Origin of the sequence: Nocardioides sp. SYSU D00038, from assembly GCF_016924665.1 — a bacterium.
GTDB lineage: Bacteria > Actinomycetota > Actinomycetes > Propionibacteriales > Nocardioidaceae > Nocardioides.
In genome coordinates, this window is the sequence record NZ_JAFFJT010000007.1 from 136,889 (window position 1) to 149,477 (window position 12,589).

At 73.4% G+C, this 12,589-nt stretch carries 12 protein-coding genes and 1 pseudogene; 4 read left to right on the top strand and 9 right to left on the bottom strand.

Translation table 11 applies throughout. From position 1 onward, the window contains the following. Positions 1-14: 14 nt before the first annotated feature. Genes JT721_RS02955 through trpS form a run of 4 tightly spaced genes read right to left on the bottom strand, consistent with a single transcriptional unit; the run spans position 15 to position 2,889 of the window. Positions 15-233: an SCO4848 family membrane protein gene (locus JT721_RS02955; RefSeq protein WP_205471403.1), complete on the bottom strand. Its 219-nt coding sequence runs from the start codon at positions 231-233 to the stop codon at positions 15-17. Next, entirely contained in the window at positions 230-1,279 is a 1,050-nt protein-coding gene (locus tag JT721_RS02960; RefSeq protein WP_205471404.1) for a YihY/virulence factor BrkB family protein, read from the bottom strand. Before JT721_RS02960 ends, JT721_RS02955 begins: the two co-directional genes overlap by 4 nt. Before the next feature lie 5 nt (positions 1,280-1,284). After that, entirely contained in the window at positions 1,285-1,803 is a 519-nt protein-coding gene (locus JT721_RS02965) for a 2'-5' RNA ligase family protein (RefSeq protein WP_205471405.1), read from the bottom strand. Positions 1,804-1,812: 9 nt separating this feature from the next. Beyond that, positions 1,813-2,889 (bottom strand): tryptophan--tRNA ligase, encoded by a 1,077-nt coding sequence (trpS, locus tag JT721_RS02970; protein ID WP_205471406.1) that lies wholly within the window; start codon positions 2,887-2,889, stop codon positions 1,813-1,815. A gap of 128 nt (positions 2,890-3,017) precedes the next feature. Between trpS and JT721_RS02975 the strand changes: the two genes are divergently transcribed. Together JT721_RS02975 and JT721_RS02980 are read left to right on the top strand one after the other, a co-directional pair. Beyond that, on the top strand, positions 3,018-3,842 hold the full coding sequence (locus JT721_RS02975; RefSeq protein ID WP_205471407.1) for a DUF4328 domain-containing protein: 825 nt from the start codon (positions 3,018-3,020) through the stop codon (positions 3,840-3,842). Between the two features lie 43 nt (positions 3,843-3,885). Beyond that, positions 3,886-4,890, top strand: a pseudogene (locus JT721_RS02980) (GNAT family N-acetyltransferase); the annotation flags it as partial. A gap of 71 nt (positions 4,891-4,961) precedes the next feature. Here the strand turns inward: JT721_RS02980 and JT721_RS20645 are convergent. The 3 genes from JT721_RS20645 to JT721_RS02990 all read right to left on the bottom strand — a co-directional run bounded on the left by JT721_RS20645 (position 4,962) and on the right by JT721_RS02990 (position 8,988). After that, positions 4,962-6,197, bottom strand: a complete 1,236-nt coding sequence (locus JT721_RS20645; protein WP_240340006.1) for an MFS transporter — start codon at positions 6,195-6,197, stop codon at positions 4,962-4,964. A gap of 71 nt (positions 6,198-6,268) precedes the next feature. Then, complete coding sequence (locus JT721_RS02985) at positions 6,269-6,691, bottom strand: hypothetical protein (RefSeq protein ID WP_205471409.1); 423 nt, start codon at positions 6,689-6,691, stop codon at positions 6,269-6,271. Positions 6,692-6,777: 86 nt separating this feature from the next. Further along, positions 6,778-8,988 (bottom strand): NADP-dependent isocitrate dehydrogenase, encoded by a 2,211-nt coding sequence (locus JT721_RS02990; RefSeq protein WP_205471410.1) that lies wholly within the window; start codon positions 8,986-8,988, stop codon positions 6,778-6,780. 189 nt (positions 8,989-9,177) lie between these two features. Between JT721_RS02990 and JT721_RS02995 the strand changes: the two genes are divergently transcribed. Beyond that, on the top strand, positions 9,178-10,371 hold the full coding sequence (locus tag JT721_RS02995; protein WP_205471411.1) for an MIP family channel protein: 1,194 nt from the start codon (positions 9,178-9,180) through the stop codon (positions 10,369-10,371). Between the two features lie 9 nt (positions 10,372-10,380). On the opposite strand, the gene JT721_RS03000 is transcribed toward JT721_RS02995, so the two are convergent. Continuing rightward, on the bottom strand, positions 10,381-11,055 hold the full coding sequence (locus JT721_RS03000; RefSeq protein ID WP_205471412.1) for a hypothetical protein: 675 nt from the start codon (positions 11,053-11,055) through the stop codon (positions 10,381-10,383). A 108-nt stretch (positions 11,056-11,163) separates the two neighbouring features. Between JT721_RS03000 and JT721_RS03005 the strand changes: the two genes are divergently transcribed. Next, on the top strand, positions 11,164-12,150 hold the full coding sequence (locus tag JT721_RS03005; RefSeq protein WP_205471413.1) for a malate dehydrogenase: 987 nt from the start codon (positions 11,164-11,166) through the stop codon (positions 12,148-12,150). Between the two features lie 61 nt (positions 12,151-12,211). Here the strand turns inward: JT721_RS03005 and JT721_RS21575 are convergent, their stop codons facing one another. Then, positions 12,212-12,583 carry a DUF3017 domain-containing protein gene (locus JT721_RS21575; RefSeq protein ID WP_205471414.1) on the bottom strand — a complete coding sequence of 124 codons (372 nt, stop codon included), beginning with the start codon at positions 12,581-12,583 and terminating at the stop codon, positions 12,212-12,214. Positions 12,584-12,589: the final 6 nt, after the last annotated feature.

Consider the following 12,589-nt stretch of genomic DNA (forward strand, 5'->3'; position numbering starts at 1 on the left):
CCACTGCGCCCGGCTCAGCCGCGGCGCAGCACCCGGCGGCCCAGCCGCAGGAACGCGACGCCGAGGACCAGGTTGACGCAGATCAGCACCGAGTGGGCGATCCAGTAGCCGCGCGGCCGGTCCTCGCCCGAGGAGTGGGCGTCGTAGAGGTTGCGGGCGAACATCGCCCAGGTCACGAAGTTCCAGACGGCCACGCCGACGAGGAACCAGCCGTGCCTCCGCTCGAGCCTCACCTGGTGCGCTCCTTTCTCCGCAGGACCGCCACGGCGGCGACCGCGCTCGCGGCGCCGGCCGCGAAGGCCGCCTTGTGGTGCGACGGACCGGGCCGACCGGCGGGCAGGTCCTCCAGCGAGGGTAGCGGCGGGCCCTGCACCGGCGGCGGCTCGGTCCGAGGTCGGGCCGCGCGGGCGGCCGCCGTCGTCCAGGCCCACGCCGCCGCGTAGAGCACCACCCTGGAGAAGTAGTTGATCCAGACCAGCAGGATCAGCGCGATGCCGAACGCCTGGAACGCCGGCTGCCCCTCGGTCGAGCGCAGCAGCAGCCCCGAGAGCTGCTTGAGCACCTCGAAGCCGACCGCGCCGAGCAGCGCCCCCGACCACAGCGAGCGCTGCGGCACGTCGGGGGCGGCGAGCAGCCGGAACATCGCGAAGAACAGCACCATGTTGGCGGCCAGGCCCAGGACGATGGTGAGGACCGTGACCAGCCAGCCGAGCTCGGCGCCCAGCCCCAGCCAGCCGAGGACGTCCTGGGAGAAGCCCGAGACGAAGCCCGTCACACCCACGGCCAGCATCAGCACCACGCCGATCACCACCAGCGTGATCAGGTCGCGGACCTTGCCGAGCACGAAGCTGGGCTGCTCGAACGCCGGCAGCTCGAAGACGGTGATCAGCGCGTCGCGCAGGGCCGAGAGCCAGCCGAGGCCGGAGTAGAGGACGCCGGCCAGGCCGACCAGGCCCACGGCCCCGGCGGCGGCCTCGATGTCGGCCAGCTGCACCTGCGACTCGCCGGTGCCGATGAGGCCCGGCAGCACGGCGTCGATGGCCTCGGTGAGGTTCTCGCGCGCGTCGGGGTAGACCTGCGAGACGTACCCGACGACGAAGAAGGACAGCGCCAGGATCGGGAAGAACGAGAGGAACCCGAAGTAGGTCACCGCGCCGGCCTGCTGCCCGGCCTTCACCTCGCCGTAGTGCTCCTGCATCCGCACCAGGTGGTCGACGAGCGGACGCCGCTCGCGGACCTCCGCGACCCGGGTCTGGAGCCGTTCCTTCAGGGAGGCCATGCCTCCTAGGTACCCGAGGGCAGCGGGAAGTACCGCGTGGGCCGCCAGCCCAGCGTGGCGTCGTGGACGTAGAGCTGGAAGTCGTCGACGCGGAACCGGCACTCGAAGTCCGACAGCTCGTCGAAGGCGCGGTCGAGGGCGGCGTCGTCGAGGTGGTGGGCGATGGTGACGTGGGGGTGGTAGGGGTACTCGAGGTCGACCCGCAGCGGCCCCCGCCGTACGGCGTCGGCGAGCTGCTCGCACTGCGAGATCCCCGCCGCGAGCGAGACGAACACGACCGGCGAGATCGGGCGGAAGGTGCCGGTGCCGCGCAGGTGCACCTCGAACGCCGACACAGCCCCGGCCGCGCCCTCGAGGTGGGTCTCGACGTCGGTGAGGGCGGCGTCGGGGATCTCGGTGGGCGGGACCAGCGTGATGTGGGTCGGGATCATCGCCGCCGTGGCGTCGCCGACGGAGGTCCGGTAGTCCTGGAGCTCGCTGGCCCAGGGCTCCGGGATGGCCACGGCCACTCCGATCGTCGGCATGGATCCAACCTACTCGGGGCGCCCGGACCGCCTCGGGCGGGCGACGAAGCCCACCCGCTGGTAGACGTCGGCCAGCGTCGCCTCGGCCACGGCGCCGGCGGTGACCGCGCCCTGCTCGAGCACCTCGGTGAGGTGGGCCTGGTCGTCGAGCAGCTCGAGGGTCCGCTCCCGGAACGGCGTCACGAAGGTCACCACCGCGTCGGCGAGGTCGCCCTTGAGGCCGCCGTAGCCGCGGCCGGCGTACTCCGCCTCGAGGTCGGTGATCGGGGTGCCGGTGAGGGCGCTGAAGATCGTCAGCAGGTTGCTGATCCCCGGCTTGGTCTCGGGGTCGAACCGGATCTCGGACTCGGAGTCGGTGACCGCCGAGCGGATCTTCTTGGCGCTGGCGCGGGGGTCGTCGAGCATGTCGATGATGCCGGCGGGCGAGGAGCCCGACTTCGACATCTTGGCGGTGGGGTCCTGCAGGTCGGCGATCTTGGCGGTGGCCTTGAGGATGTAGGGCTCGGGGAGCCGGAAGGTCTTCTTGTAGCGGTGGTTGAACCGCTGGGCCAGGTCTCGGGTCAGCTCGAGGTGCTGGCGCTGGTCCTCGCCGACCGGCACGTAGTGCGGCCGGTAGAGCAGGATGTCGGCGGCCTGGAGGATCGGGTAGGTGAACAGGCCCACGCTGGCGGCGCCCTCGCCGCCCTTGGCCGACTTGTCCTTGAACTGGGTCATCCGGCGGGCCTCGCCGAAGCCGGTGAGGCACTGCATCACCCACGCGGCCTGCGCGTGGGCCGGCACCTGGCTCTGCACGAAGATCGACGACCGGGCGGGGTCGACACCGGCAGCCAGCAGCTGGGCGGCGGCCCGCAGGGTGCGCTCGCGGAGCACCTTCGGGTCCTGCTCGACGGTGATCGCGTGCAGGTCCGCGATGAAGAAGAACGGCTGGTGGTCGCGCTGGAGGTCCACCCACTGCCGCAGCGCGCCCAGGTAGTTGCCGAAGTGGAACGAGTCGGCCGTTGGCTGGATGCCGGAGAGCACCCGCGGGCGGGCGCCGCCCGCCGGCGCGGCGGGGACGGCGACCTCGGGCTGGGTCGAGGTGGACATGCGGAGGATTCTGTCAGGGGCTCGGCACCGGCGCCGGACCCGGTCTCGCGCACGCCGGAGCCGGACCGTAACCCCGGGGCGGCTGCTCGGTTTGACCCGCAGGCACCCCACGACCGGAGGCGAGCGCCGTGACCGAACCGCAGGACCCCAGGCCCCAGCAGGCAGGGCCGCCCCCGACCGGGCCGCCGCCGTTGCCCAGGTATCCCACCGAGCCGTATCCCACCCAGCCGAATCCCACCCAGCCGAATCCCCCGCCCGGTGGCTGGCCGCCGCCGGTCGCTCCGGCGGCCTACTACGGCGCCGCGGCATACGGATGCCCGGCCCCGGCCCAGCGCTTCGCGTACGCCAGCCAGCTCAAGGTGCCGAGCGGACTCGCGATCGCCGCGCTGATCCTCGCGAGCGCCCTGACCATCGTGCAGCTGGCGCTGGCGGCGACGTCGTTCGCCGCCGCCGCCCGCTACCGCGAGGAGATCGAGGCCGGCGGGTCGGCGGCCGACGTGCTGACGGCCTACGACTTCGCCATCTTCCTGCTCCTGCCGGTCGGACTCGGCGCCTACGCGCTCAACAGCGCCTGGCTCTACGGGGTTCGCAAGAACGCCGGCCTGCTCCAGCCGGAGTACCAGTTCCGGCGCAGCCCGGTCTGGGCGTGGCTCGGCTGGTGGGTGCCGATCGTGTCGGTGTGGTTCCCGTTGCAGGTCGTCAAGGACGCCCAGGAGGTCTCGGTGGAGCGCGGCGCGACCCGCGGGCTGGCCCTGTGGTGGACCTGCTGGCTGTCGTGGATCGTCCTCAACCAGGCGACGGGTGCGGTCGCCTCGTCCACCGACCCCGACGTGGTCGGGGCGCTGCCCGCCCTGGAGGTGGTTGCGACCCTCGTGCTGGGCATCGCGCTCTGGCGCTGGATCGTGCTCGTCCGCACCATCACCGGCGGGCAGGAGGCGCTGCGCCGCCGCTGAAAGCGGTTTGCCCCGGGCGGAAGGCCTTGGCAGGGTGCTCCGCATGCCCGACGTCCCCACCCTGGTCGACCCGGCCCCCGACGGACCCACCGTCACCCTGCGCGCGCTCCGGGCCGACGACGTCGAGGGCGTCTGGGAGCAGTGCCAGGACCCGGAGTCGCAGCGGTGGACGACGGTCCCGGTGCCGTACTCGCGCGACGACGCCCGGGAGTTCGTGGAGGAGTTCGCGCCCCGGCGCTGGGCCGAGGGTGCGTCGTGGCTGTTCGCGGTCGACGTCGACGGGCGGTTCGCGGGCTCGGTCGACCTGCGCCGGCTGGGGGACGGGCGGGCCGAGGTCGGGTACGGCGCCCACCCGGCCGCCCGCGGCCACGGGGTGATGGAGCGCGCCCTGCGGCTGCTGCTCGACTGGGGGTTCGACGAGCAGGGCGTGCGGGTCGTGTCGTGGTGGGCCCACGTCGGCAACTGGGCGTCGCGCAAGCTCGCGTGGCGGCTGGGCTTCTCCTGCGACGGCACCCTGCGCGGCTGGCAGCCGCAGCGCGGCGACCTGCACGACACCTGGGTGGGCCTGCTGCACGCCGACGACCCCCGCTCCCCCACGACCCCCTGGCTCGAGCCGGTCGAGACGGAGGCCGACGGGCTGCTACTGCGCGCCTGGCGGCCCGACGACGCCGCGCGGGTCGTCGAGGGCATCAACGACCCCGAGTGCGCGCGCTGGCTGGGGCAGTACCCCACGCCGTACACGCTCGACCACGCGCGGGCCTGGCTCGAGGGCACGACCGCGCGCCTGGCCACGGGCGAGGCGGTCAACTGGGCCGTGGTCGACCCCGCCGCGCCCGACCGGGTGCTCGGGTCGGTGGGCTGGTTCGGCCGGGTGCCGGGCGTCGTGGTCGAGATGGGCTACTGGACCCACCCCGAGGCCCGCGGCCGCGGCGTCGCCCGGCGCGCGGTGGCGGCCGCGACCACGCACGCGTTCACGGCCGGCGGGGTGCGGCGGGTGCGGGCCGGTGCGGCGGTCGACAACGCCGCCTCGCGCGGCGTGCTCGAGGCGCTCGGCTACCGCGGCTACGGCGTCGAGCGGCTCGGCGCGCTGGTGCGCACCGGGCGCGCCGACCTCGCGCTCTACGACGTGCTGGACACCGAGTGGGCGGCGCTGCCGGCCGGGTCGCGGCGGTCGACCCGCGCCGACCACACCAGCACGGCGACGCCGAGCAGCGACAGCCCGAGCCCGACGAGCGCCGGCGACCGGTAGCCGTGCCCGGCGGCGATCACCAGGCCGCCGAGCCATGCCCCGAGCGCGTTGGCGACGTTGAGGGCGGCGTGGGTCATCGACGCGCCCAACGTCTGGGCGTCGCCGGAGACGTCCATCAGCCGGAGCTGGAGGTTGACCACCAGCACCGAGCCGATCGCGGTCACCGAGAACACCACCGGCAGCAGCCACCAGCCGTGCGGGGAAACCAGCCAGAAGACCACCATCGCGACCGCGGTGCCGATGCCGGCGCTGATCAGCGACTTGAACACCGACCACGACGCCAGCTCGCCGGCCAGCCAGGTGCCGCCCACCATGCCGAGGCCGAAGCCGAGCACGAAGACCGGCACGGCGCCCTCGCCGAGCCCGGCCACGTCGGTGACGATCGGTGCGATGTAGCTGTAGACGGCGAACAGGCCGCCGAAGCCGATCGCGGCCGCAGCGAGGGTCAGCCAGGCCGCGCCGTTGCGCATGAACGACGACAGCTCCCGCCGGGCGCCCGACTCGCGGTCGCCCGGCACCGAGGGCACGAACGCCAGGATCATCACCACCGTCAGCAGCGCCACCAGCGCGGTCGCGACGAACGCCGTCCGCCACCCGAGGTGCTGGCCGAGCCAGGTCGCGGCCGGCACGCCCGCGACGTTGGCGAACGACAGGCCGAGCATCACGCTCGCCACCGCCCGGCCCTTGCGCTCGGGGGTGGCCAGGCTGGCCGCGACGAGGGAGGCGACGCCGAAGTAGGCGCCGTGGGGCAGCCCGTCGAGGAAGCGGGCCACGAACAGCACGCCGAAGCTGGTCGCGGCGGCACTCATCAGGTTGAAGGCGGCGTAGGCGACCATCAGCCAGATCAGCATCGCCCGCCGCGGCAGCCGCGAGCCGAAGATCGCCAGGATCGGCACCCCCACAACCACCCCGACGGCGTACGCCGAGATCAGGTGACCGGCACTCGGGATCGACACCTCGACCCCGTCGGCGACCTGCGGCAGCAGGCCCATCGTCACGAACTCGGTGGTGCCGATCGCGAACCCGCCGAGGGCGAGCGCGAGCACGGCCAGCAGGAAGTGGGTGGCCTTCGGCTGGTCGGTGCGGGCGGGGGCGGTCGCGGTCATCGGCACTCATCGTCCAACCCGTCCCCCGCGGACACCTATTCCTCGCGGGCCCGTCCCGGGTCAGGCGTGACTCAACACACCTGCGAGAGCTCCTCGACCGCCCGGTCGAGCTCGCGCCGCGACTCGCGCACCACGGCGTCGTCGACCTGCGAGCCGTCGGCGGCCTGCTTGGCCTCGGCGAGCAACGCGTCGACGGCGTCGCGGGCCCGGCGCACCTGCTCGCGGGTCTCGCCGCCGAGGCCCTTCTCGGCCGCGGCCAGGGTGTCGCGCAGCGCCGACAGCTCGCGGCGCGCGGCCTGCGGGTCGGCACCGATCCGGTCGGCCAGCGAGCGCGCCTGGTCGGCCACCTCGTCGACGGCGGCCTGGGCGACCTCGCAGGCGGCCCGGTCGGTGGCGCCGTTGACGGCGTCCTCGGCCTCCGAGCAGCCGGTGAGCGCGCCCGCGGAGAGGACGACGAGCAGGGCGGGCGCGGCCAGCGCGGCACGGGGGGTCATGCCCGGGAGAACGAGCCGGCCGGGCGGGAGGTTCCTCACCCCCGGCCCGGCCGGTCCCGTGCCCGTCGTGATCGGTCGGCCGCCAGTCAGAGCGCGGCGAGCGCCTCGTTCAACGTGGCGGAGGGCCGCATCACGGCGTCGGCCTTGGCCGGGTCGGGGCGGAAGTAGCCGCCGATGTCGGCCGGGCTGCCCTGCACGCCGTTGAGCTCGGCGACGATCTTGTCCTCGTCGGCGGCCAGCGACTCGGCGAACGGCTTGAAGACCGCCGCCAGGTCGGGGTCGTCGGTCTGGCCGGCCAGCTCCTGGGCCCAGTAGAGGGCGAGGTAGAAGTGGGAGCCGCGGTTGTCGATGCCGCCGACCTTGCGGGTCGGGGACTTGTCCTCGTTGAGGAAGGTCTCCGTCGCCCGGTCGAGGGCGTCGCCGAGGACCTTGGCGCCGGGGTTGTCGGCGTGACCGGCGAGGTGCTCGAGCGAGGCCGCCAGCGCGAAGAACTCGCCCAGGCTGTCCCAGCGCAGGTAGTTCTCCTTGACCAGCTGCTGCACGTGCTTGGGGGCCGAGCCGCCGGCGCCGGTCTCGAACAGGCCGCCGCCGTTCATCAGCGGGACGACCGACAGCATCTTCGCCGAGGTGCCGAGCTCGAGGATCGGGAACAGGTCGGTGTTGTAGTCGCGCAGCACGTTGCCGGTCACCGAGATGGTGTCCTCGCCGCGGCGGATCCGCTCCAGGGAGTACGCCGTGGCCTCGGCCGGCGCCATGATCTCGATCGTGAGGCCGTCGGTGTCGTGCTCGGCGAGGTAGTCGGTGACCTTGGCGATCAGGTTCGCGTCGTGGGCCCGGGTCTCGTCGAGCCAGAACACCGCCGGGGCACCGGTGGCGCGGGCCCGGGTGACGGCGAGCTTGACCCAGTCGCGGATCGAGGCGTCCTTGGTCTGGCAGGCGCGCCAGATGTCGCCGGGCTCGACGGTGTGCTCGATCAGCGTCGCGCCGGAGCCGTCCACGACCCGGACGGTGCCGGCGGCCGGGACCTCGAAGGTCTTGTCGTGGGAGCCGTACTCCTCGGCCGCCTTGGCCATCAGGCCCACGTTGGGCACCGAGCCCATGGTGGCGGGGTCGAACGCGCCGTGGGCGCGGCAGTCGTCGATCACGGTCTGGTAGACGCCGGCGTAGGAGGAGTCGGGGATCACCGCGAGGGTGTCGGCCTCGTTGCCGTCGGGGCCCCACATGTGGCCCGAGGTGCGGATCATCGCGGGCATCGAGGCGTCGATGATCACGTCACTCGGCACGTGGAGGTTGGTGATGCCCTTGTCGGAGTCGACCATCGCCAGGGCCGGGCCGTCGGCCAGGCCCTGCTGCACGGCGGCCTTGATCGCCTCGCCCTCGGGCAGCGACTCCACCGCGGAGAGCAGCGCGCCGAGCCCGTCGTTCGGGGAGATGCCGGCGGCGGCCAGCGCCTCGCCGTACTGCTCGAAGAGCGTGGGGAAGAACGCCTGGACGGCGTGGCCGAAGATGATCGGGTCGGAGACCTTCATCATCGTGGCCTTGAGGTGCACGGAGTAGAGCACGCCCTCGGCCTTGGCCCGGGCGACCTGCTCGGTGAGGAAGCGGCGCAGCGCGGCGACGCTCATGAAGGTGCCGTCGACGACCTCGCCGGCCTGCACGGCCACGGCGTCCTTGAGCACGGTCACGGTGCCGTCGGCGGCGACGTGCTCGATGCGGAGCGTGTCGTCGGCGGGCACGACCACGGACTGCTCGTTGGAGCGGAAGTCGTCCTTGCCCATCGTGGCGACGTTCGTCCTGGAGTCGCTGGACCAGGCGCCCATCCGGTGGGGGTGGGTCTTGGCGTAGTTCTTGACCGAGGCAGGGGCGCGGCGGTCGGAGTTGCCCTCGCGCAGCACCGGGTTGACCGCCGAGCCCTTGACCTTGTCGTAGCGGGCCCGGGCCTCCTGCTCCTCGGGCGTGCTGGGCGACTCGGGGTAGTCGGGCAGGTCGTAGCCCTGGCCCTGCAGCTCCTTGATCGCGGCCTTGAGCTGCGGGATCGAGGCGGAGATGTTGGGCAGCTTGATGATGTTGGCCTCGGGCCGGGTCGCCAGCTCGCCGAGCTCGGCGAGCGCGTCCGGGAGCTGCTGCTCCGGGGTCAGGCGGTCGGGGAACTGGCTGATGATCCGGCCGGCGAGGGAGATGTCGCGCGTCTCGACCTCCACACCCGCCTTCGCGGCGTAGGCCGCGATGATCGGGAGGAAGGAGTACGTCGCGAGCAGCGGCGCCTCGTCGGTGTGGGTGTAGATGATCTTGGCCATGGGCTGCCTGTGCTCCTGAGGGCTCGAAGTTCCTTGACGTCAAGATACCTGAACCGCGGTCGGCGGTCCGACCCGGCCAGCCTCGCACCCACCGCCCGTGCCGGCCAACCGTGGGGCCAACCGTGGGGCCAACCGTGGGGCCAACCGTGGGGAAGCCGGAGGTCGCCCGCCGGGTCTACAGTGAGCCGCATGGCTGACACGACCACCGAACCCGCCACCACCGATCCCGCCACCACCGTCCAGAAGGTCGCCGCCGAGGTCGTCGGCACCTTCGTCCTCGTCTTCCTGGGCTGCGGCTCGGTGGCGTTCTACGGCGAGTTCGAGGGCTTCGGCACCAACGTGGCCGCCGTCGGCCTCACCTTCGGCCTCGCGGTCGTGGTGATGGCCTACGCCGTCGGCCGGATCTCGGGTGCCCACTTCAACCCCGCCGTCACGGTCGGCGCCGCCGCCGGCGGCCGGCTGCCCTGGCGGCAGGTGCCGGTCTACGTCGGCGCCCAGCTCGGCGGCGCGATCCTGGCCGGGCTGTTCCTCTTCGTGCTGCTCCAGGGCTACGAGGGCTTCGAGTCCACCACCAACGGCCTGGGCCAGAACTCCTTCGGCGACCAGGGCAGCGGCTACGCCTGGTGGGCCGCGTTCCTGCTCGAGGTGCTGCTGACCGCGCTGTTCCTCACCGTGATCCTCGCCGTCACCGACGAGCGCAACGAGCACCCCGCCTTCGCCCCGTTGGTCATCGGCCTCACCCTGGCCGCGATCCACTTCGTGGCGATCCCGGCCACCGGCACCTCGGTCAACCCCGCCCGCTCGATCGGACCCGCGCTGTTCGCCGGCGGCGACGCCATCCTCCAGCTCTGGCTGTTCATCCTGGCGCCGCTGCTCGGGGCGCTGGCCGCCGGGCTCGCCTACCCGCTGCTCTTCGGCCGCGGCGCCGATCCGGTGCCGGGCTCGGGCATCAACCTGCGCCGGCCCGCCGCGGCGGTGCCCGGCTACGGCGCCCCCGACCAGTTCCAGCAGGAGTGGAACCAGCAGACCACCCAGCAGCAGCCGTGGGTGCAGGAGCCGATCATCCAGGACGGCTGGCAGTGGGACCACGCCGCACAGGAGTGGAAGCCGCTGGAGCAGTGGCAGCCGGCCCAGCCCCAGCAGCCCCAGCAGGTCCAGCCCCAGCAGGTCCAGCCCCAGCAGCCTCAGCAGGTCCAGCCCCAGCAGCCGGTCCAGCCCCAGCAGCCGGCGCAGCAGCAGCCGGCGCCGGGCTCGCACGAGGTGTTCCAGCCGCCGTCGGGCGCCGTGCCCGACCCGGCCACGACCCAGCAGGCACCGCAGGTCGACACCTCCCAGGAGCCGCCGGCCCCGGGTCCGCACGTCGACCCGAACGCGCCCCGCTGACCGGCCCGGTCAGGGCGCCTCGGACAGCACCGCGCTGACGGGGTCGTTGCCGACGGTCCGCTCGCTCACCAGGCCGACTCCGGCGGCGTACGCCCGCTCGGAGCGGCCGCTGCCGGCGCGCGGGTCGACGACCTCGAGCACGACGACGTCGGCCAGCGCGCCCACCGGCACGTTGACGGTCTCGTCGACGGCCTCGACGGTGGCGACGTCCTCGACCACGCCGGGGGCCAGCGCCAGCCGGAAGCCGTCGCCGACGCGCGGGCGGGCGGGCATCGCCAGCCCGGCCAGGGCGCCGTCCTCGCCCGCGACCCACTCCCCCGCCCGCCCGAACCACCAGACGTTGCCGTCGCGGTCCTGGGCGAAGTAGTCGGTGGTGGTCTCCGGGCCCTCGCGGGTGGTGACGGCCGTCGTGGCGACGCCGGCGACCTCGAGCCGGTCGTCGGAGACCGTGACCGTGCGCTCGTCGGCCGCGCCGCCGGTGACGTCGTAGGTCCAGGTGGCGCCGGGCTCGAGCGGCAGCCAGCGGTTGTCGACTTCTGCGACGAAGTCGTCGGGATCGGGACGCGGGGTCGGGATGGTCAGCTCGTCGACGCCGGTGGGGCCCGAGGGCGGCGAGGCCGAGCCGCAGCCGGCGAGTGCGACCGCGACCGCCACCAGGAGGGCCGCTCCGGCCGGTGCACGCATGCGCACATGGTGGCGCATCGACGGTCGGCCCCTCGTGTCCGGGCGCCGCAATCCCGCTGCTAGCGTCGGATCGATCCGTCCCCAGCACCTCCACCGAGGAGATTCGTCGTGAGCGCAAGCCCCCTCAAGGTCGCCGTCACCGGTGCCGCCGGCCAGATCGGCTACAGCCTGCTGTTCCGCCTGGCGAGCGGCAGCCTCGCGGGCGACCGCCCCGTCGAGCTGCGGCTGCTCGAGATCACCCCGGCCCTCAAGGCGCTCGAGGGCGTCGTGATGGAGCTCGACGACTGCGCGTTCCCCACCCTGGCCGGCGTCGAGATCGGCGACGACCCGGAGAAGATCTTCGACGGCGTCAACCTGGCGCTGCTCGTCGGCGCGCGCCCTCGCGGCCCGGGCATGGAGCGCGGCGACCTGCTCTCGGCGAACGGCGCGATCTTCACCGAGCAGGGCAAGGCGCTCAACAAGGTGGCTGCCGACGACGTCCGGGTCGGCGTGACCGGCAATCCCGCCAACACCAACGCGCTGATCGCGATGAGCAACGCCCCCGACATCCCGCGGGAGCGGTTCTCGGCGCTCACCCGCCTCGACCACAACCGCGCGATCTCGCAGCTCGCAGCCAAGACCGGCGCCCCCGTCACCGACATCACCAAGATGACGATCTGGGGCAACCACTCCGCGACCCAGTACCCCGACCTGTTCCACGCCGAGGTCGGGGGACGCAACGCCGCCGAGGTGGTCGGCGACCAGGACTGGCTCGAGAACACCTTCATCCCGACCGTCGCCAAGCGCGGCGCCGCGATCATCGACGCGCGCGGCTCCTCCTCGGCGGCCTCGGCCGCCTCCGCCACCATCGACGCCGCCCACGACTGGCTGTTCGGCAGTGCCGACGGCGACTGGGTGTCGATGGCGGTCGCCTCCGACGGCTCCTACGGCGTCCCCGAGGGCCTGGTCTCGTCGTTCCCGGTCACCACCTCCGGTGGCGACTGGACGATCGTCCAGGGCCTGGAGATCGACGACTTCTCCCGCGGCCGCATCGACGCCTCGGTCGCCGAGCTCGAGGACGAGCGTGCCGCGGTCACCGAGCTGGGCCTGATCTGACCCGAACCGCTCGTCGTACGACGCCCCTGCCGGTCGCGGTGGGGGCGTCGGTGCGTCCGGCCTAGCCCGGCTGGTCGGGGATCGTGGTGGCGAGGAAGAACAGCACGCCGCCCACGCCGCCGAGCAGGAGGCAGTCGACCAGCCGGTGCCGCACGGCGAGCATGCCCGCGTCGCGGCCGCGGAGCACCAGCCGCAGCGCGGCGGCGCTCATCAGCACGACCGCGATGAACCGCACCCCGAGCCGCCAGCTGCCCGACACGGCGAGGAACAGGCCGACGCCGGTGAGGGCGAGCAGCAGCAGGTAGAGGCCGCCGCCGATCGTCGAGGGGTAGCGGCGCGGCTCCTCCCCGACGGCCTCGTCGGACCCGTCGGGCCCGTCGGGCTCGACGACCTCGCCGACGGCGTCGGCGTCGGCGGGATCGGTCTCCGCCACCGGGTC